This is a genomic window from Pseudophaeobacter sp. C1-32P7 (assembly GCF_041008775.1).
Lineage (GTDB): Bacteria > Pseudomonadota > Alphaproteobacteria > Rhodobacterales > Rhodobacteraceae > Phycobacter > Phycobacter gallaeciensis_A.
Genome location: NZ_JAXGFR010000001.1, coordinates 31,364 through 51,919, shown reverse-complemented (window position 1 = coordinate 51,919; position 20,556 = coordinate 31,364). Strand labels below are relative to the sequence as shown.

Annotated in this window: 19 protein-coding genes; 13 read left to right on the top strand and 6 right to left on the bottom strand. The window is 60.5% G+C overall.

All coding sequences use genetic code 11. The features are described 5' to 3' along the window. Window positions 1-62: 62 nt before the first annotated feature. The 4 genes from SM763_RS00255 to SM763_RS00240 form a co-directional block, all read right to left on the bottom strand. A complete protein-coding gene (locus tag SM763_RS00255; protein WP_368996935.1) occupies window positions 63-896 on the bottom strand; it encodes an ABC transporter ATP-binding protein in 834 nt (277 codons plus the stop codon). Then, window positions 893-1,681, bottom strand: coding sequence for an ABC transporter ATP-binding protein (locus tag SM763_RS00250; protein ID WP_368996933.1), 789 nt, complete (start codon window positions 1,679-1,681; stop codon window positions 893-895). Before SM763_RS00250 ends, SM763_RS00255 begins: the two co-directional genes overlap by 4 nt. A gap of 100 nt (window positions 1,682-1,781) precedes the next feature. Next, on the bottom strand, window positions 1,782-2,975 hold the full coding sequence (locus SM763_RS00245) for an ABC transporter substrate-binding protein (protein WP_065270270.1): 1,194 nt from the start codon (window positions 2,973-2,975) through the stop codon (window positions 1,782-1,784). Window positions 2,976-3,265: 290 nt separating this feature from the next. Further along, window positions 3,266-4,273 (bottom strand): GlxA family transcriptional regulator, encoded by a 1,008-nt coding sequence (locus SM763_RS00240; protein ID WP_368996931.1) that lies wholly within the window; start codon window positions 4,271-4,273, stop codon window positions 3,266-3,268. Between the two features lie 184 nt (window positions 4,274-4,457). On the opposite strand from SM763_RS00240, the gene SM763_RS00235 reads away from it, so the two are divergent. Beyond that, a complete protein-coding gene (locus SM763_RS00235) occupies window positions 4,458-5,840 on the top strand; it encodes a class II 3-deoxy-7-phosphoheptulonate synthase (protein WP_065270272.1) in 1,383 nt (460 codons plus the stop codon). A gap of 222 nt (window positions 5,841-6,062) precedes the next feature. Here SM763_RS00235 and SM763_RS00230 read toward each other — a convergent pair whose 3' ends face one another. Next, window positions 6,063-6,890 (bottom strand): PAS domain-containing protein, encoded by an 828-nt coding sequence (locus SM763_RS00230; protein WP_274828109.1) that lies wholly within the window; start codon window positions 6,888-6,890, stop codon window positions 6,063-6,065. A gap of 266 nt (window positions 6,891-7,156) precedes the next feature. Between SM763_RS00230 and SM763_RS00225 the strand changes: the two genes are divergently transcribed. From SM763_RS00225 to phoB, 11 genes are all read left to right on the top strand, one after another. Then, the gene (locus tag SM763_RS00225) at window positions 7,157-8,053 is read left to right on the top strand and encodes a YicC/YloC family endoribonuclease (protein WP_368996930.1); all 897 of its coding nucleotides are present in this window, start codon (window positions 7,157-7,159) and stop codon (window positions 8,051-8,053) included. Window positions 8,054-8,084: 31 nt separating this feature from the next. Then, window positions 8,085-8,726, top strand: a complete 642-nt coding sequence (gmk, locus tag SM763_RS00220; RefSeq protein WP_274828111.1) for a guanylate kinase — start codon at window positions 8,085-8,087, stop codon at window positions 8,724-8,726. Beyond that, window positions 8,723-9,247: a gamma carbonic anhydrase family protein gene (locus tag SM763_RS00215; protein WP_274828112.1), complete on the top strand. Its 525-nt coding sequence runs from the start codon at window positions 8,723-8,725 to the stop codon at window positions 9,245-9,247. Before gmk ends, SM763_RS00215 begins: the two co-directional genes overlap by 4 nt. Then, window positions 9,248-10,432 (top strand): trans-sulfuration enzyme family protein, encoded by a 1,185-nt coding sequence (locus SM763_RS00210; RefSeq protein ID WP_065270277.1) that lies wholly within the window; start codon window positions 9,248-9,250, stop codon window positions 10,430-10,432. A gap of 62 nt (window positions 10,433-10,494) precedes the next feature. Continuing rightward, window positions 10,495-11,535: an ATP-binding protein gene (locus SM763_RS00205; RefSeq protein ID WP_274832244.1), complete on the top strand. Its 1,041-nt coding sequence runs from the start codon at window positions 10,495-10,497 to the stop codon at window positions 11,533-11,535. 246 nt (window positions 11,536-11,781) lie between these two features. Continuing rightward, complete coding sequence (locus SM763_RS00200) at window positions 11,782-12,837, top strand: substrate-binding domain-containing protein (protein WP_368996928.1); 1,056 nt, start codon at window positions 11,782-11,784, stop codon at window positions 12,835-12,837. Window positions 12,838-12,940: 103 nt separating this feature from the next. Next, on the top strand, window positions 12,941-14,419 hold the full coding sequence (gene pstC, locus SM763_RS00195) for a phosphate ABC transporter permease subunit PstC (RefSeq protein ID WP_368996926.1): 1,479 nt from the start codon (window positions 12,941-12,943) through the stop codon (window positions 14,417-14,419). Continuing rightward, window positions 14,419-15,783: a phosphate ABC transporter permease PstA gene (gene pstA / locus SM763_RS00190; protein WP_368996924.1), complete on the top strand. Its 1,365-nt coding sequence runs from the start codon at window positions 14,419-14,421 to the stop codon at window positions 15,781-15,783. Before pstC ends, pstA begins: the two co-directional genes overlap by 1 nt. Window positions 15,784-15,794: 11 nt before the next feature. Then, on the top strand, window positions 15,795-16,589 hold the full coding sequence (gene pstB / locus SM763_RS00185; RefSeq protein ID WP_065270281.1) for a phosphate ABC transporter ATP-binding protein PstB: 795 nt from the start codon (window positions 15,795-15,797) through the stop codon (window positions 16,587-16,589). A gap of 23 nt (window positions 16,590-16,612) precedes the next feature. Continuing rightward, window positions 16,613-17,323, top strand: a complete 711-nt coding sequence (phoU, locus tag SM763_RS00180) for a phosphate signaling complex protein PhoU (RefSeq protein ID WP_065270282.1) — start codon at window positions 16,613-16,615, stop codon at window positions 17,321-17,323. 3 nt (window positions 17,324-17,326) lie between these two features. Further along, window positions 17,327-18,016, top strand: a complete 690-nt coding sequence (gene phoB / locus SM763_RS00175; RefSeq protein ID WP_065270283.1) for a phosphate regulon transcriptional regulator PhoB — start codon at window positions 17,327-17,329, stop codon at window positions 18,014-18,016. 112 nt (window positions 18,017-18,128) lie between these two features. Here phoB and SM763_RS00170 read toward each other — a convergent pair whose 3' ends face one another. Continuing rightward, a complete protein-coding gene (locus tag SM763_RS00170; protein WP_368996922.1) occupies window positions 18,129-19,040 on the bottom strand; it encodes a LysR family transcriptional regulator in 912 nt (303 codons plus the stop codon). A gap of 105 nt (window positions 19,041-19,145) precedes the next feature. On the opposite strand from SM763_RS00170, the gene SM763_RS00165 reads away from it, so the two are divergent. Continuing rightward, entirely contained in the window at window positions 19,146-20,366 is a 1,221-nt protein-coding gene (locus SM763_RS00165) for an acyl-CoA dehydrogenase (protein WP_368996920.1), read from the top strand. The last annotated feature ends 190 nt before the right edge of the window (window positions 20,367-20,556 follow it).

The following is a 20,556-nucleotide window of genomic DNA, read 5'->3' as shown; positions in this document are numbered from 1 at the left end:
CCATAATGGTCCCAATGCCAACTGCGCCGATAGCGGCGTGTAATTTAATCATCGACACCGGATCAGCCCCCCAGGAAAGATTTGCGCACTTCGGGGTCGGCCAGCAGTTCCTGACCGGTGCCCGTATAGCCGTTGCGGCCCTGGACCAGGACATAACCTTTGTCCGCGATCTCAAGGGCTTGTTTGGCGTTCTGTTCCACCATCAGGATCGGCAACCCGGTGCGGGCAACCTCAATGATGCGGTCGAACAGCTCGTCCATGACAATGGGGGATACGCCAGCGGTGGGCTCGTCCAGCATCAGAACCTTGGGCTGAGTCATCAGCGCGCGGCCTACGGCCACCTGCTGACGCTGACCGCCCGACAATTCGCCCGCAGGCTGGTTGCGCTTTTCCTTCAGGATCGGGAAGAGGTGATAGACCTGTTCCATCGTGTCCGAGAAATCATCCGTGCGGATGAAGGCGCCCATCTCCAGGTTTTCCTCCACCGTCATCGAGGTGAAGATATTGCTGGTCTGGGGCACGAACCCCATCCCCTTGACCACGCGGTCTTGCGGGGAAAGCTGGGTGATATCCTCACCATCCAGACGCACCGCGCCAGAACGCACGTTCAGCATGCCGAACACGGCCTTCATCGCGGTGGATTTGCCGGCGCCATTGGGGCCAACGATCACGGCGATCTCGCCCGGGTTCACGGCGATGGTGCAGTCATGCAGGATGTCCGGTCCCTTGCCGTATCCGCCGGTCATGCTGTCGCCGATCAGGAAGGGGCTGTCGCCCTCAACCTTGGTGGTGGGGCCGCTCTTGCGGTGGGCAGGCTGCATCGTGCCCGCGCCATGGGTGTTGGTGATCGTGGAATCCTTGTTGCCACGATCGTCCTGATACGGGTTGCCGCTCATGCGTCTGCCCCTATTTTGTCTTTGTTTTTCAGACCGGTGCCCAGGTAAGCTTCGATCACCTGTTCGTTGGCCTTGATCTCGTCCAACGTACCTTCGGCAAGTTTCTTACCCTCGGCCATGCAGATCACCGGATCGCACAGGCGGCCGATGAACTCCATATCGTGTTCGATCACGACGAAGGTGTAGCCGCGTTCCTCGTTGAGGCGCTTGATCGCATCGGCGATGGTGTAGAGCAGGGTGCGGTTCACGCCGGCACCGACCTCGTCGAGGAAGACGATCTTGGCATCCACCATCATGGTGCGCCCCAGTTCCAGCAGTTTCTTCTGACCGCCGGACACTTCGCCCGCCTTCAGATCGGCGATATGGCTGATCGTCAGGAAATCCAGCACCTCGTCCGCCTTAGCACGCAGGGCGCGTTCCTCGTTGGCGATGCGCTTGCGTCCGAACCAGGTGTTCCACAGGCTCTCACCCGACTGGCTGCCCGGAACCATCATCAGGTTCTCGCGGCAGGTCATCGAGGAAAACTCATGCGCGATCTGGAAAGTGCGCAGCAATCCCTTATGGAACAGCTCATGTGGGGGCAGGCCGGTGATGTCCTCACCATCCATGGTGACCCGCCCGGAGGTGGGTTCAAGAACACCCGCAATCACGTTGAAAAGAGTGGTTTTTCCCGCGCCATTTGGCCCGATCAAACCGGTTATGGAGCCCTTTGCGATTTCAAGCGAAGCGCCATCAACCGCGTGGAACCCGCCGAAGTGCTTGTGCAAGTCCTCGACGACGATCATGTCATTTCATCCCCTAACTGCTTGTTTTTTGCAGTCTTTAAATTTGGAACAGCCCGGACGATGCCGGGCTGATCTCTCGTTTGCGTTATCCTGTTCAGGATTAACGGAATTTCACGGTGGTGTTTGCACCGTCCTTAACTTCGATCTCACGGTAGGAGCCTGCGCTCTCACCGGGGCCGATCAGCTCAACGCCGGTCGCACCCTGGAAGTCGACGTCGCCGCCAGCGGCCAGGATTTCCAGTGCCTTGCCCAGTTCACCGGGGTTGATCGGCTCACCGGGAGCGTTAGCAACTTCCATGATCTTGGGACCGTATTCCGCCGGATCGGTGGAGCCTGCAGCCTGCATGGCCAGCAGGAACAGCGCCGCTGCGTCATAGGATTCCGGTGCATAAGCGGAGGTGCCGTCGAAACCTTCTGCCTTGGCCATTTCGGCAAAGACTTCCGCGCCTTTGGAATCGGAGCCGGCGATCTGGCCGAAGGAGCCATCAAGGTCGGAACCCACGTTCTTGGGCAGGCTGTCACCGATCATGCCACCGGGCAGACCGAAGGTGTCATAGGCGCCGCTGTCCAGCGCCGACTGGATGATGCCCAGGCCGCCTTGGTCCAGATACCCGGCAACCACCAGGATGTCGCCGCCGGCAGAAGCCAGCGAGGCAACCTCGGCGGAATAGTCGCCTTTCCCGTCTTCGTGGGCTGCCACGATGGTGACTTCACCGCCAACCTTTTCAAACGAGGTCTTGATCGCGTCCGCCAGACCCTTGCCGTAGTCGTTGTTGGTGTAGGTCAGGGCGATCGAGCTGATGTCACGCTCCTGCAGGATCTCGGCCATCACTTCGCCTTCACGGGCGTCGGAGGGCGAGGTGCGGAAGAACAGGTCGTTGTCTTCCATGGTGGTCAGCCCGGGCGAGGTCGCCGAAGGGGAGATCATCACCATGCCGTTCGGAATCGCAACGTTCTGCAGGATCGCGCCGGTCACGCCCGAGCAGTCACCGCCGATGATGCCGTTGACGCCTTCAGCGACCAGTTTTTCACCGTTGGCAACAGCCAGACCGTTGTCGATGCAGCCGGTATCCGCGCGTACAGAGGTCACGGAAGCGCCGTCCAGCAGTTTGCCGGATGCGGTGGCTTCTGCCATTGCCATTTCGGCGCCGGCACCCATGGCTGCGGTCAGCGATTCAATCGGGCCGGTAAAGCCAAGCAGAACGCCCAGTTTCACTTCCTTGGCGTGGCCACCAGCAAATGCGGTGCCCGCGGTCAGTGCAACGGCCGTTGTGGCCAGCAGTAGTTTTTTCATTTGAAAACTCCCTTGTTGGAACAAATCTGTTCACATTGGACCCTAGGCAAGGCGTTTGAAAAAAGAAAGTCCATTTGGACCTCGCTTCGCACTCGGCTTGCTTTGGGGCCGATTCCTCCATCATCAGGCATGGTTTTTATCTATAAACCCGACTGGGACGTGCCTTTACAGCGTTCCTCCGCAAAGGAAAAGAACACAATCACGCGACTGCGTTGCCAAAATTGGCCGCCAAATGCTCTCCGTGAGAGTAATCCGGGATCGGCCGATCTGGGCCGCGTGCGACGACGCATTCAGCGCGGGGCGGCCTGTGTCGATTTACTGCCGCGTTCACGATAAGGTGTGGTGTCATAATGCGCTCGGTAGCATTTCGAAAAATGCGAAGGTGAGGCAAAGCCACAGGCCAGCGCCACGTTGATGACACTCATGTCGGTCTGCATCAGCAGATTGCGCGCCTTCTGCAGACGGAGCTCCATATAATACCGCTTGGGGCTGCGGTTCAGATAGCGGCGAAACAGGCGCTCCAGCTGGCGCGTCGACATGCCGACATCCTGCGCCAGGATCGATGGGCTGATCGGCTCTTCGATATTGCTTTCCATCATCTGGATGACCATCGACAGTTTCGGATGGCGTACGCCGATCCGGGTCGGGATCGAAAGGCGTTGGGTGTCCTGATCGGTCCGGATCGACGAATAGATCAGCTGATCGGCCACCGCATTGGCCAGCTCTTCACCGTGGTCATTGGCAATGAGTTTCAGCATCAAATCAATCGAAGAGGTCCCGCCAGCCGTAGACAGCCGGTTCCCATCGATGACGAACACCGACTTTGTCAGCTCAACCTCTTCAAACGCCTCGGAAAAACTATCCGCATTTTCCCAGTGAATGGTTGCGCGTTTTCCGTCCAGAAGCCCGGCCTTGGCCAGTGCGTAGGATGCTGTACACAGCCCGCCCACCTTCAATCCCTTGCGGGCCTCGCGCCGCAGCCAGGACAGCAGCTTCTTGCTTGTTGCGCCCTGAACATCGATCCCAGCGCACAAAAGGATGGTGTCATCGCGCTGCAGTTCGCTGAGGTCACCATCAAGCTGAAAGGTGGTTCCGGCTGAGCAGGTAACCGTCTCTCCGCCTTCTGCGAGCAGCGACCATGAATAAAGCTCGCGCCCACTCATCCGATTGGCAATGCGCAAACATTCAACGGCTGAGGCAAAGGAAAGCATGGAGAACCGTTCGAGCAATACAAAAACGAACCGTTTGGTCGGACCGACGGATTCGGAAAGTTCAACTCGTTTACGTTGGTTCTGCATGGTGCGGGCCCCTGACTGTTGTGGATAATGCGCAGAGAGTCGGGCTCGTTCTGGCTGTCTTTGACCGTGCTCACAGGAATGCCGCCGGGTCAAGATGTTCAAATTCTGAACTGGCCAGTGGCCACGGGGTTTTGTATACGTGGGGCCCGAAAATACCCAAAGACCTCTTGAGCGGAGAAAAGCTATGAGTGAGTGGCAAAAATCGACCTGGCGCCAGAAACCGCGGGTTCAGATGCCCGACTATACCGACGCGGCGGCCCTTGCGGCCGTCGAGGCGCAGCTTTCCAAGTATCCGCCGCTGGTTTTTGCGGGCGAAGCACGGCGTCTGAAACAGCACCTGGCAGCCGCCGGTCGCGGCGAGGCCTTCCTGCTTCAGGGTGGCGATTGCGCCGAAAGCTTTGAACAGTTCAGCGCCGATGCAATCCGCGACACCTTCAAGGTGATGCTGCAAATGGCGATGGTTCTGACCTACGGCGCCAAAGTGCCGGTGGTGAAGGTGGGCCGGATGGCCGGGCAATTCGCCAAACCGCGCAGTGCCCCGACCGAAGTGGTGGATGGTGTTGAGCTGCCCAGCTACCGCGGTGATATCATCAACGATCTGGCCTTCAACGAGTCCTCGCGGGTGCCAGATCCGAACCGGATGCTGCAGGCCTATACTCAGGCGGCCGCGACTCTGAACCTGCTGCGGGCGTTTTCGACCGGCGGCTACGCGGATGTGAATCAGGTCCACGCCTGGACGCTCGGTTTTACCGAAAGCGAGAAGGCAGAGACCTATCGCGAGATGGCGAACCGGATCACCGACACGCTGGACTTCATGAAAGCAGCCGGGGTCAACAACGACACCGCGCATACGCTGCAGACGGTTGAGTTCTACACCAGCCACGAAGGTCTGCTGCTGGAATATGAAGAGGCGCTGACCCGTCTTGATTCGACCTCCGGCAAATGGCTGGCCGGTTCCGGCCACATGATCTGGATCGGTGACCGCACCCGCCAGCCCGACGGCGCGCATGTGGAGTTCTGCCGCGGTGTTCTGAACCCGATCGGATTGAAGTGCGGCCCGACCACCACCGCCGACGACCTCAAGGAGTTGATGGCCAAGCTGAATCCCGAGAACGAAGAGGGCCGTCTGACGCTGATCGCCCGCTTCGGCGCCGGGAAGGCTGCGGATCATCTGCCGCGCCTTATCAAAGCGGTGAAGGAAGAGGGCGCCAATGTCACATGGGTCTGCGACCCGATGCATGGCAATACCATCAAGTCCACCAGCGGTTACAAGACCCGGCCCTTTGACAGCGTTCTGCGCGAGGTGCGCGATTTCTTCGCAGTTCACACCAGCGAGGGCACCATTCCCGGCGGCGTGCATTTCGAGATGACCGGTCAGGATGTCACCGAATGCACCGGCGGCGTACGGGCTGTCACCGATGAGAACCTCAGCGACCGCTACCATACGGCCTGTGATCCGCGCCTTAACGCTAGCCAATCGCTGGAACTGGCGTTCCTGGTGGCTGAAGAGCTGTCCACCCTGCGCGGTCAACGCGGTGGCGCCGCTGCGACAGCCGAGGCTGGCTGAAGCTAGGGGTGCTTACCTTAGGGATTGCGCCTAGGGGGCTGATAACAAAAGAAAAGCCGCTCCAATCGGGGCGGCTTTTTGCTTTGAGCTGCATGGCAGACTTGAAAACGGTGAAGTCTGGCAGAAAAGGGAACGCCCCGGGAGTTCTTCCGCGGGGCGTATTTTCCGGTGCTATGACCTTGGACCGGAATCTCGGCCGGAGTGCTCCGGCTATGTCTGTGCTTAGTCGCGGCTGACCACGAGACGCAGATGTGATCCGCGTTTGGGCGCCTTTTGGCTGGCACCGCTGTCTGCGGTTTCACCCGGTTTTTCTGCATCCGGCGTGGCCTTCAGGGTGCCGCGGTCGGCAAGGGCGCGCGCCTCGTCCAGAATGGACTTTTCGGTCGTGAACCGCTCCTGTGTTTCTGCAAAGCCGGGGTTCGGCGTATTGATATCTTGCTTCTCTTCGCGCGGCTTGGCCTTGAATTCGCCATCGGTGCTGCCCTGAGAGATGGTCCGCATCTCGATCGAGGACACCGTGAAGCGCTGTGATGTTCCCGTCGGGTTGCCTTCCGAGACGAAGACGCCCAGCGCCCGGCTGACATCGCCAAGATCGCTGCGCAGCGGCAGCAGCAACATCCGTGCCTCGCGGCGGCCCCGCAGACGCGAGGGTTCGGTTTGCAGCTCCAGCTCAACGATAGCTGGGGCTTCGAACATATGCTCCAATGCAGCGCTCAGCTGTTTGCGGGCATCGGGGGTGAAGAACGCCGTGATCGGCATTCCACGTACTTCCATGCCTGCCATCTCGTTGACCTTCTGGCCCGCAAGGCGGAACCGGGCGATGCCAGGGGCCACGCGTTCGAGAATGAAGGTCTGGGACAGGATGTTTTCCAGACCACGCGGATCGATTTGCGAGCGGCTGGGAATGTCATCCCCCCGACGCAGGGCTGTCCAGTAGGCTTCTGCCTGGCGCATCGCCGACACGGGGGTGTGGCTGCGGAAGTTGTCCATCGGAACCACCTTGTCGTGACCCTTGTTCTGTCCAGAGCTTTTGCGACCGCCGAAAAACATGTCCGTGTCCTTTTGCTTGCCGGGAGAATCCCGACTGTCTGCGGCGGCAGGTTAAGCTTTCTTAAGGCTGCTTAACAATATCCGCCCAAATCCTTACTGCTTCATTAATATGGCACAATATGATTCAAATTATGACTATTTCTTCAAGCAATGGTTAACGGGATCCGGATAGGCCTTCTATACCAAAGAATAAGGCCCGCATCCGTTGTGCTTATCGGCGCCTTTGTGGCAATGTCGCGCGCAGAAAACGACGAAGGGCTGAGTGTATGACTGTGAACAGCATGACAGGATTCGCATCCGCGCAAGGGGGCCTTGATGCGCATAGCTGGGGCTGGGAAATCCGGTCGGTCAACGCCAAGGGTCTGGACCTGCGCCCGCGCATTCCCGATTGGCTGGAGGGTCTGGAACCCTTTGTCAGATCAACACTTTCCAAATCTCTATCGCGCGGGAATATCTCGCTGACCCTGCGTTTGACGCGCCGGGAAGAGGGGGGCGGGCCACTGCAACTGAACCCGGCGGCACTCACGTCGGTGTTGGAGGCACTGGCGCAGACCGAAGCAGCTGCACAGGCGGCGGGAGTGGACCTGAAACCATCGTCGGCATCGGACATTCTAGCCCTGCGCGGGGTGATGGAACACGCGGTGACAGAGGACGACCCGGCGCCGCTGGTGGCAGCGCTGAAGGACGAATTCTTAACCCTTTTGGCGGGCCTCACCGAAATGCGGCGGACCGAAGGCGCCCAATTGCTTAATGTATTGAAGCGTCAACTGGACCAAGTGGAGGCCCTCAGCGCTTCGGCGGCGGCTCTGGCAGAAGAGCGCAAGCCCAGAATCGCGGAAACTCTTAAGACCAATCTTGAACGGGTTCTGGCGAATTCCGATGGCATGGACCCCGACCGTCTGGCGCAGGAACTGGCGCTGATTGCGGTCAAGGCAGACGTGACCGAGGAAATCGACCGTCTTGCCGCCCATGTGCGTGCGGCGCGTGAGCTGTTAGAGGCCGGTGGCCCGATAGGGCGCAAGCTGGATTTCCTGATGCAGGAGTTCAACCGCGAGGCCAATACACTGTGCTCCAAGGCGCAAAGCAGCGATCTGACCGCTGTCGGGCTTGAGCTGAAGGCGATAATAGATCAGATGCGCGAGCAAGTGCAGAACATCGAATGACCCAGACTATAGAATTTGAGGAGAGCAGCTGATGGCTGATCGGCGAGGCCTATTGATCATCCTGTCGTCGCCATCCGGCGCAGGCAAATCCACTTTGGCGAAACGGCTGCGGAGCTGGGACGACAGCATCCGGTTCTCGGTCTCTGCCACCACCCGTGCCCCGCGCGAGGGTGAGGTCGACGGTCAGGATTACCACTTCAGCACGGTGGATGAATTCAAAGCCGCCGTCACCGAAGGCGAGATGCTGGAACACGCGCATGTCTTCGGCAACTTCTACGGCTCTCCCAAGGGACCGGTGCGGGCGGCGATCAACGCGGGTCAGGATGTGCTGTTTGACATCGACTGGCAGGGGGCGCAGCAGATCCGCAATTCGGACCTTGGCCAGCACACGCTGTCGATCTTCCTCTTGCCGCCCTCGATCCACGAGCTGCGCCGCCGACTGGAAAGCCGCGGTCAGGACGATGCCGACACCATCAAGCGGCGGATGGAGAAAAGCTGGGACGAAATCAGCCACTGGGGCAGCTATGACCATGTGCTGATCAACGACGATCTGGACACCACCGAGGAAGCCCTGCGCACCATCATCACCGCGACCCGCCTGCGCCGGATCCAGCAACCGCATCTGGTGGATCACGTGCGCGGTCTGCAAGCAGAGTTTGAGGAAATGTCATGACCCTTTACGCCCTTGGAACAGACAAGCCCGAGATCCACGAAGATACCTGGGTTGCCCCCGATGCCAACCTGGTCGGCAAGGTGGTGATGGAGGCCGGATCTTCGGTCTGGTTCGGCTGCACCATCCGCGCCGACCACGAAGAGATCCGCATCGGCGAAGGATCGAATGTGCAGGAGAACGTCGTCATGCATATTGACGCTGGGTTCCCATTGAGCATCGGCAAGAATTGCACCATCGGTCACAAGGTAATGCTGCATGGCTGCACCATCGGCGAAAACTCCCTGATCGGGATGGGCGCGACCGTGTTGAACGGCGCCAAGATCGGCAAGAACTGCCTGATCGGGGCAGGTGCGCTGATCACCGAGAACAAGGAAATTCCCGATGGCTCCCTGGTCATGGGCGCTCCGGGCAAGGTTGTGCGTCAGGTAGATGAGGCAACAATCGAAAAGCTGAAGTGGAGCGCGCTCCATTACCAGGACAACATGCGCCGCTTTCGTGAAGAACTGCAAAAGGTCGACTAAATGAGAAATTCCAAAGGCTCGCTGATGCGGCCCGATCCGCTTCCCCATAGTGCAAGCCACCCGGTCGTGACGCCGCTCAGCCCCTCGGTGGTTTACGCCAGCGAAACCCCTGATGCGCTGGATGACCAGTATGAAGGCCGCGTGCACGGCTATACCTACTCCCGCGAGGGACATCCGAACGCGGATGTGGTGGCCAAACGTCTGGATGCGATGGAAGGCATGTCGGGCGGGGTTGTCACCGGTTCGGGCATGGCAGCGGTTTCTGCGGTTCTGCTGGGGCTGACAAAAACCGGCGATCACGTGATCGGCGGCAACCAGCTTTATGGCCGCTCGCTGCGCCTGATGAAGGAAGACCTGCCGCGTCTGGGGATCGAAACCAGCCTTGCCGATCCGGCGGATATTGCGGCCGTGCGTGCTGCGATCCGTCCGGAGACCAAGATGATCCTGGTCGAAACCGTGTCGAACCCGACGCTGGCGGTGGCGGATATCGACGGGCTGTCCGCCCTGTGCAAGGAAACCGGTATTCTGCTGGTGGTGGACAATACCTTTACCACTCCGCGCGGGTTTCAGCCGTTCGACCACGGCGCCGATATCGTCATCCATTCGATCACCAAACTGCTAGCCGGCCACTCCGATGTGATGCTGGGCTATGTGGTGGCACGCGATCCGGCGCTGAATGAACGGCTCAGCGTGTTTTCCGTCACCACCGGCATGACACCCAGCCCGTTTGATTGCTGGCTGGCCGAGCGCGGCATGCTGTCCTTTGAGCTGCGGTTCGAGCGCAGCCAGGCCACGGCGGCGGCGCTGGCCGATCATCTGGCCGGGATGCCGGGTGTCAAGCGCGTGATCTACCCGACGCGCAAAGATCACCCGGATCATGACCGCGCCATGGATCTGCTCAAGGGGCAGGGCTGCAATATGGTCAGCTTTGAACTCGAAGGCGGCCGGGCCGCGGCCAACGCATTTACCCGCGCGGCGGACGGGCTGAACTTTGCCCCGACGCTGGGTGATGTGGGCACCACCCTGTCGCATCCGGCCTCCTCGTCGCACCGGGCGCTGACGCCAGAAGAACGCGCGGGCCTCGGCCTCAGCGAAGGGTTCTTCCGGGTGTCGGTTGGTCTGGAGGACCCGGCGGCGCTACTGGCGGTGTTCTCCGAGGCGGTCGCGGCGGCCGCAGCGTCATAATAAAACCGTTACATTGGAAAGGTACACGGGCCGAACCGCCATCCAAAAGGGGCCAAAGTGCCATGACGCAAGAGCTGATCGAAGGGTTTCTCGAAGCCATCCCGCTGCCTGCGGTGCTGGTGGATCAGACCGAACGCTTCATCGGGGCCAATGCGGCCGGCACCACCCTTTTGGGGCAGCAGCTGAAGGGGCGGCACTTCGCCACCATCCTGCGCCAGCCCGGCGTCACCGCTGCAATCGAAGCCTGTCTGCAGGACAAATCTGCGCGCACCGCCCGACATCTGTCCAATGACGGCGCGCAGGACACCACATTCGAGGTGAGCCTGCGCTACGTCCCCGGCATCGGTGCCGTCAATGGCGGCGCCGTGCTGTTGTGTTTCACCGACGTGACCGAGCGCGAACAGGCTGGCCAGATGCGCCGCGATTTCGTCGCCAACGTCAGCCATGAATTGCGCACGCCGTTGACCGCGCTGATGGGGTTTATCGAAACCCTGCGCGGCGCCGCCCGCGACGATCCGGCGGCCCGTGATCGCTTCCTCGCGATCATGGAAGGGGAAGCCAGCCGGATGAACCGTCTGGTCGGCGATCTTCTGTCCCTTAACCGCGTCGAGAGCGCGGAGCGGGTGCGGCCAAAAGAAAAACTGGACCTTACGGCGCATCTGACATCCACCCTGAAATCCATGCAGCCGCTGGCGGAGGCCGGCAATGTCGCCCTGTCGCTTGAGGCGCCCGACGAGCCGGTGCATGTCACCGGCGATTCCGATCAGCTGCAACAGGTCTTCACCAACCTGATCGAAAACGCCATCAAATACGGTGGCGATGAGGTGCGCGTGGTGCTGACGCCGATGGAGCGTGATCCGGCCCTGCGCGCCCCGGCGGCCCGCATCCAGGTGATCGATAATGGTCCGGGTATCGATCCGGTGCATCTGCCACGCCTGACCGAGCGTTTCTACCGCGCCGACAGCCATCGCTCGCGGGAGCTGGGCGGTACCGGTCTGGGTCTGGCAATCGTCAAACACATCATCAACCGGCACCGGGGCCGACTGAGGGTCGAAAGCGATCTTGGGGCAGGGGCATCCTTCACCGTGATCCTGCCGCAGTAACCTTCCTGCGCCACTATCCGCTTCCGAAAAACGAAAGATAAGAACGCCCCCTTGCGGATTGCACAGGGGCGTGTGGGCGCCGTGAACCATTAGGATAAGGTTTTTGTCACAATTTCCGTCACAATCCGGCGATTGTCATATGCCTGTTACATACCTGTCACAAAAGCCACATGACCGCCCTTTAGCAGGAGGCCAAGATCATCGTGGGGGTGATCGTGAACCTTCTAACACCTCATGGAGACTGAAATGTCCTTTGTGAAACTTTCCGCATCCGCCCTGGCAATCGCTGCCGTTTCGGCCACCGCTGCCGCCGCACGTGATCAGGTGCAGGTTGCCGGCTCTTCGACCGTGCTGCCCTATGCTTCGATCGTTGCCGAAGCCTTTGGCGAAAACTTCGACTTCCCGACACCGGTTGTTGAATCCGGCGGTTCTTCGGCCGGTCTCAAGCGTTTCTGCGAAGGTGTTGGCGAAAACACCATCGACGTTGCAAACGCATCGCGCAAAATCAAAGACAAAGAAATCAAGGCCTGTGCCGAATCTGGTGTCACCGACATCATCGAAGTGCGTATCGGTTATGACGGGATCGTCTTTGCCTCCGACATCAACGGCAACGGTTTCGAATTCACCCCGACCGACTGGTACCTGGCTCTGTCCGACGAAATCATGGTCGACGGCAAAATGGTCGCCAACCCGAACAAAACCTGGGCTGACGTGAACCCGGCCTTCCCGGCGCAGCCGATCCAGGCCTTCATCCCCGGCACCAAGCACGGCACCCGTGAAGTCTTCGAAGACAAAGTGATCCTGGCGGGCTGCGAAGCCACCGGCGCATTCGAGCACATCCTGGCCGGCGCCGAAGGCGACAGCGATAAAGCCAAGAAGAAAGCCGCCGAGAAAGCCTGTATCTCCCTGCGCACCGATGGCGTCTCCGTGGACATCGACGGTGACTACACCGAGACCCTGGCCCGCATCGAGAGCAACAAAGACGGCATCGGCGTCTTTGGTCTGGCCTTCTACGAGAACAACACCGACAAACTGCAGGTCGCAACCATGTCCGGTATCGTTCCCTCCACCGAAAGCATCGCAACCGGCGAATACCCGGTCTCGCGCCCGCTGTTCTTCTACGTGAAGAAAGCCCACATCGGCGTGATCCCCGGCCTGAAAGAATATGCTGAATTCTTCATCGCCGACGAAGTTGCAGGCCCCGATGGCCCGCTGGCCGAATACGGTCTGGTTGCAGACCCGGAACTGGCGAAAACCCAGGAAGCGGTTGCAAACGAAGACGTAATGGGCGGAAACTCCTAATCATTCCCCCGCTGATCTGATTTGGCCGGGGGACGTTCCCCCGGCCATTTCTCTGTCCAATCGGACACTCTGAATTTTAATCCGCCACCAAACGGAGCCTTTGATGCCGACGTTCTGGCTTGTTGTTCTACTCTGTGTCATCGCGGCCGCCGGATATGTTCTGGGCCGTCGCCGCGCGCTTGCTTCGGCCGGTGGTGACCCGCGCCTGCTGCATTCCCTGCCGAGCTACTACGGCTCTCATGTGGGGTTGAGCGCACTGATCCCGTCTTTGGCGGCTCTGGTGATCTGGCTATTGGCGCAGCCGATGCTGATCGAAAACCGGGTGTCCTCCATGATCCCCGCGGATCTGGTGCCGGAAAATGCTTCGCTCAGCCTCGTGATGAGCGATGCGCGCCGGGTGGCCGAAGGGCTGGATCTGGCGGTTGAGCAGGGCGCGCTGAGCACCCGCGAAGTGCGCGAATTTGACAGCGAAACCGGCGACCTGCGGGGCATTCTGGGGGAGGTTGGCGTCGCGCTTGGCGCTGATGTGCGTCCCGAAGTTCTGGACGCCGCGCGCGCCTACCGGGGGCTGTCGCACACAGGCCGCACGGCAATGACCGTCGCGGTTCTCCTGCTGGCGCTTGGCGGCTTTGGGCTGGCATATCGCAAGTCGGACAAGGATTTCCGTGCCCGCAACGTGGTGGAGCGGGTTGTCATGGCGCTGCTGATCCTGGCGGCCTCTCTGGCGATCCTGACCACGATCGGCATCGTTCTGTCGATGCTGTTTGAGACCAAGAATTTCTTTGGGCTGCATTCCTGGACCGACTTCTTCTTTGGCACCACCTGGGCGCCGAATTTTCGCGGTGACAGCGAATTGTCGATCCTGCCGCTGCTCTGGGGCACACTCTATATTTCCTTCATCGCGCTGCTGGTGGCAGTGCCGGTGGGGTTGTTCGCAGCGATCTACCTCTCCGAATACGCCGGCCCGGCGGTGCGCGCCTTTGCCAAGCCTCTGCTGGAGATCCTCGCAGGTATCCCGACCATTGTTTATGGTCTCTTTGCCCTCTTGACCGTCGGCCCCTTGCTGGTGAGCTTTTTCGGTCAGGGCGAAAACGGCGTTCTTGGCGTCGAATGGATGAGCGGCGCCACCTCGGTTCTGACCGCAGGTCTGGTCATGGGCATCATGCTGATCCCCTTTGTCTCGTCGCTGTCCGATGACATCATCAACGCGGTGCCGCAGTCGATGCGCGATGGCTCGCTTGGCCTTGGTGCCACCAAATCCGAAACCGTGCGTCAGGTGGTTCTGCCGGCCGCGCTGCCGGGCATCGTCGGCGCCGTGCTGCTGGCCGCCTCGCGCGCCATCGGCGAAACCATGATCGTGGTCATGGGGGCAGGGGCGATTGCCAAATTCTCGCTCAACCCGCTGGAATCGATGACCACCATCACCACCCGCATCGTCAGCCAGCTGACCGGCGACACCGATTTCGCAAGCCCGGAAACGCTGGTCGCCTTCGCTCTGGGCCTGACCCTCTTTGTTCTGACGCTGGGGCTCAATGTTCTGGCCCTCTATATCGTGCGCAAATACCGGGAGCAGTACGACTAATGACCGATATCAGTCACACCTCCGGCGGCTCTGGCGGGCCACAGACGACCAAGGGCGGATCGCTCCTGTCGCAAAGCCCCCGCACCCGCAAACGCAACGCCGCCGAGACCCGGTTCAAGGCCTATGGCATTGCGGCCATCCTTGTGGGCCTGATGATGCTGGCCGTCCTGGTCACCACCATCGTGGGCCGCGGCGCGGGCGCCTTTCAGCAGACCTTTGTCACGCTGAACGTGGAACTGTTGGAAAGCAAACTCGACAAGAAAGGCAACCGCGACATTGAGGACATCAAGAAGGTCACCACCTTCGGCTATGCCCCGCTGGTCAAGGGCGCGATGCAGGACATGATCGACGCGCGCGGCATCGAAACCGGGCTCAAGTCCAAGGACATGGCCGGCCTTCTGTCCAAGAACGCCGTCGCCCAGCTGCGGGCCTTTGTCATCGAAAACCCCGATCAGATCGGACAGACGGTCGAGTTCCGCTTTCTCGCGCAAAGCCGCGTTGATGGTTACCTGAAAGGGCGCGTCAGCCGTGACAGTATTGAGAACGACAAGAACATCTCGGCTGCGCAGCTGGATCTGGTCGATGCGCTGGTCGCCGAAGGCGTGATCAAGAAGACCTTCAACATCGATTTCATCATCGGGGCGGATGCCTCGGACCAACGCCCAGAGGCCGCCGGCATCGGCGTGTCGATGATGGGTTCCTTGTTCATGATGCTGGTGGTGCTGGCGCTGGCGCTGCCCATTGGGGTTGCAGCCTCGATCTATCTTGAGGAATTTGCGCCCAAGAACTGGCTCACCGATGTGATCGAGGTGAATATCTCGAACCTCGCCGCTGTGCCGTCCATCGTCTTTGGTATCCTCGGCCTCGCGGTGTTCATCAACTACATGCACCTGCCGATGTCGGCGCCGCTGGTGGGTGGTCTGGTGCTGACGCTGATGACCCTGCCCACGATCATCATCTCGACCCGCGCCGCGCTGAAGGCGGTACCCCCGTCGATCCGCGATGCGGCACTGGGTGTCGGCGCCTCGAAAATGCAAGCGGTGTTCCACCACGTGCTGCCGCTGGCCGCGCCCGGTATCCTGACCGGCACCATCATCGGCCTGGCGCAGGCGCTTGGCGAAACCGCACCGCTCCTGCTGATCGGCATGGTGGGCTTCATCGCCTCCAACGCGCCGGAAACCTTGGCCGATGGTCTGCTGGCGCCGAACTCCGCCATGCCCGCGCAGATCTATGAATGGGCCAAACGCGCCGACCCGGCCTTTTACGAGCGGGCCTGGGGCGGCATCATTATCCTTTTGGTTTTCCTCGTAACCATGAATACGGTGGCCGTGATCCTGCGCCGCCGCTTTGAACGCCGCTGGTAGGGGGCACCGATATGAACGACATGAGTAGACTGGATAAGACTGTGACCAACACGATCAAAATCTCGGCCAGCGACGTCAACGTCTATTACGGCGACACCCACGCGATCAAAGACGTCAATGTCGAGATCGAAGACAATACCGTGACCGCCTTTATCGGTCCTTCGGGCTGTGGCAAGTCGACCTTCCTGCGTTGCCTGAACCGGATGAATGACACCATCGACATCTGCCGCGTCACCGGCAAGATCCTGCTGGACGGCGAAGACATCTATGACAAGCGGGTCGATCCGGTGCAGCTGCGCGCCAAGGTTGGCATGGTGTTCCAGAAACCGAACCCCTTCCCGAAATCGATCTATGACAACGTGGCCTATGGCCCGCGCATTCACGGGCTGGCCCGGAGCAAGGCCGAACTGGATGAGATCGTCGAAAAGTCCCTGCGCCGCGGCGCCATATGGGACGAGGTGAAGGACCGCCTGCACGCGCCGGGCACCGGCCTGTCCGGTGGTCAGCAGCAGCGCTTGTGCATCGCCCGCGCCGTGGCGACCGAACCCGAAGTCCTGCTGATGGACGAGCCCTGTTCTGCGCTGGACCCGATCGCCACCGCCCAGGTCGAAGAGCTGATCGACGAGCTGCGCGCGAGCTATTCGGTGGTGATCGTCACCCACTCGATGCAGCAAGCGGCCCGCGTCAGCCAGAAAACCGCCTTCTTCCACCTCGGCAACCTGGTTGAGTTCGGCAACACCGGTCAGATCTTCACCAACCCCGAAGATCCGCGGACCGAAAGCTACATTACCGGCCGTATCGGCTGATCCCTCATTGCAAGGACTGAGACATGGAAGAGCAACATATCGCATCCGCATTTGACCGGGATCTGGAGGCGATCCAGGCCCGGATCATGAAAATGGGCGGGCTCGTCGAAGCCGCCATTATGGAATCTGCGCGCGCGCTGGAAACCCGAGACGAGGAACTGGCCCAGAAGGTGCGCGCCGACGACAAGGCCATCGACGGGCTTGAAGAGCTGATCAACGAGGAAGCTGCTCGGGTGATCGCCATCCGCGCCCCGGCCGCGGTGGATCTGCGCGTGGTGCTGTCGGTGATGAAAATCGCCGGCAATCTGGAACGCATTGGCGATTACGCCAAGAATATCGCCAAACGCACCGGGGTCCTGATCCAGGGCCATGATGCGCTGGACAGCGCCGCCGCCCTGCGCCGGATGGCGCGTGAGGTTGAACTGATGCTGAAGGATGCGCTGGACGCCTATATCCAGCGCGATGTCGAACTGGCGGGCGATGTGATCACCCGCGACCGCGACGTCGACCAGATGTATAATGCGCTATTCCGCGAATTCCTGACCCATATGATGGAAGATCCGCGCAACATCACGCCCTGCATGCATCTGCATTTCATCGCCAAGAACATCGAACGCATGGGGGATCACGTAACCTCGATCTGCGAAGAGCTGATCTACCTGGTTACCGGCAGCCGTCCCGAAGACGACCGTCCCAAGGCCGATACCACCTCAACCACTCCGCAGGAGGTCTAAGACATGGCTGCCGATCAGCCCACTGTTCTGGTCGTCGAGGACGAATTGGCGCAGCGTGAAGTGCTGGCCTACAACCTCGAAGCAGACGGGTTCCGTGTGATCCGCGCCGAAAACGGCGAAGAGGCGCTACTTCTGGTCGAGGAGGACACGCCGGACATCATCGTTCTGGACTGGATGATGCCGAACCTCAGCGGAATCGAAGTCTGCCGCCGCCTGAAGACACGGCCCGAAACCCGCGGTATTCCGATCATCATGCTCTCGGCCCGTTCCGAAGAGGTGGACAAGGTGCGTGGTCTGGAAACCGGCGCTGACGACTACGTGGTAAAACCCTATTCGGTGATCGAGCTGATGGCGCGGGTGCGGACCCAGTTGCGCCGGGTGCGTCCGTCCACCGTTGGCGTGCGGCTGGAGTTTGACGACATCATTCTGGATGCGGAGACCCACAAGGTCAGCCGGTCGGATCAGCCCCTGAAACTGGGGCCGACCGAATTCCGCCTGCTGTCGACCTTCATGGAAAAGCCGGGCCGCGTCTGGAGCCGGGAACAGCTGCTGGACCGTGTCTGGGGCCGCGACATCTACGTCGACACCCGCACCGTGGATGTCCATATCGGGCGACTGCGCAAGGCGCTGACCCAGCATGGCGGCGACGATCCTGTCCGCACGGTGCGCGGCGCGGGCTACGCGCTCGGCTAATTTTTCCAAATTTGCGTGCTCCGCTTGATCCCATGGATTGGGCCACAGCGGCGCACGCAGGGTGGGTGTGCGGAGGGCACCCCCTTTGCTTTGACTGGTGGTTGGGCGTGGTTCAGCGCGGCAGCGGATCTTCGGGCTGCGCCTTGGTGGCCAGCCAGTCGCGGAATTTGCGCAGCGCAGGCGCGTTGGATTTGCTGGTCGGCCAGACCAGATAATAGGCGCCGCGCGTTTCTGTCGGGGCAGGGTGCAGCGCCACCAACCGTCCGGTCGCCAGGTCTTGCTCCACCAGATAATCCGGCATCAAGGCGACCCCCAACCCGTGCATTGCGGCCTGGGTAATGGTTGCAAATTGATCATACATGGTACCACTAACGGTCTCTGGTGCCTCCACGCCTTGTGCGGTAAACCAATCCGACCAGGCCTCGGGGCGGGTTTGAATATGCAAAAGTGGAAGGTGCAGAATGTCCTTGGGGCCGCGCAAGGCCGTGCCGACCACCAGATCCGGTGCGCAGACCGGCAAAAGCTGTTCATGTTTCAACAACAGGGCGTCGGTGCCCGGCCATTCTGCGCGGCCAAAATGGATCGCCGCATCAAAGGGTTCGCTGGCAAAGCTGAAAGGCTCCAGCCGCGTCGTCATATTGATGGTAACATCCGGATGCAGCCGGGCAAATTCCGGCAGGCGCGGCATCAGCCAGCGCATGCCAAAGGCCGGAAGGATCGCGAGATTCAGCGTTCCAGCCAAGGGCGCGGTCTGAAGGCGCAGCGTCGACTGGGCGATCTGGTTTAGCGCGGCACGGATTTCTCCGGCGTATTCCTGCGCTTCGGCCGACAGGGTTAGTTTTTTCTTGTCCCGGTGTACCAGATCCAGCCCCAGTTGCCGTTCGAGCGCCTGTAATTGGCGGCTCACCGCGCCTTGCGTCAGCGACAATTCGGCCGCCGCCGCCGATGCACTGCCCAAACGATCCAGCGCCTCGAGCGCGCGCAGGGCAGAAATGGACGGGAGAAAACGACGTGGTGCACTCATGTATGCTGTTTACTCATATATGCTTGCAAAAGTCTCGCTGTTTTTTTTCTTAACCCACCGTTAGGGTCGCCGCAGGTTTCAACATCAACGACAAAGGGGCAAGACATGACCGATGCACCTAAACTGCGGGCCAAGGATGCGCCCGATCTGAGCGGCTTCAACTGGGAAGATCCGCTGCGTCTGGACGACCAGCTGAACGAAGACGAGCGCATGATCGCTGCCTCGGCCCGCGCCTATGCGCAGGAAAAGCTGCAGCCGCGCGTCACCGAAGCATATGAAAACGAACACACCGATCCCGCCATCTTCCGCGAGATGGGCGAGATGGGTCTGCTGGGCACCACCATCCCCGAGGAATACGGCGGGTTGGGGGCAGGCTATGTGTCTTACGGCCTGGTTGCGCGCGAAGTTGAGCGCGTCGACAGCGGTTATCGCTCGATGATGTCGGTGCAAAGCTCGCTGGTGATGTACCCGATATATGCCTATGGCAGCGAAGAGCAGCGCCAGAAATACCTTCCGAAACTGGCTTCTGGTGAATGGATCGGCTGCTTTGGCCTGACCGAGCCCGACGCAGGTTCTGACCCCGCGGGCATGAAAACCCGCGCCGAGAAGACCGCAACCGGCTACAAGCTGACCGGCTCCAAGATGTGGATTTCGAACGCGCCGATCGCCGATGTCTTTGTCGTCTGGGCAAAATCCGAAGAGCACGGCGGCAAGATCCGTGGTTTCGTGCTGGAAAAAGGCATGAAGGGCCTCTCCGCGCCGAAAATCCAGAACAAGGCGTCGCTGCGTGCCTCCATCACCGGTGAAATCGTCATGGATGGCGTCGAAGTCGGTGAAGACGCGCTGCTGCCGCACGTGCAAGGACTCAAAGGTCCGTTCGGCTGTCTGAACCGCGCGCGTTACGGCATCAGCTGGGGCGCGATGGGCGCCGCCGAAGCCTGCTGGCACGCCGCACGTCAGTATGGTCTGGACCGCACCCAGTTCGGACGTCCGCTGGCCAACACCCAGCTGTTCCAGCTGAAACTGGCCAATATGCAGACCGAAATCACCCTTGGCCTGCAGGCCTCGCTGCGTGTTGGTCGCCTGATGGACGCCGCCAATGCCGCGCCCGAGATGATCTCGATCGTCAAGCGGAACAACTGTGGCAAGGCGCTGGATATCGCTCGTATGGCCCGCGACATGCACGGCGGCAATGGCATCAGCCTGGAATTCCAGGTCATCCGCCACATGGTGAACCTGGAAACGGTCAACACCTATGAGGGCACGCACGACGTTCACGCACTGATCCTGGGCCGCGCTCAGACTGGCCTGCAGGCGTTCTTTTAACGAATAGCGCCAAAATCCGGGGCCAGATCGTTAATTTCCACGGTCTGGCCCCGATTGACTGACATCGGTCTCGAAACCGCAAGTGCCCACCGGCCTTGCGGTTTTGCATTTCAGGCCTGCAATAATGCAGATCGCCCTCGTTCTCACATCACTGCAAAGACAAAGGCACAGGATTTTCGCTCGTCTCCCT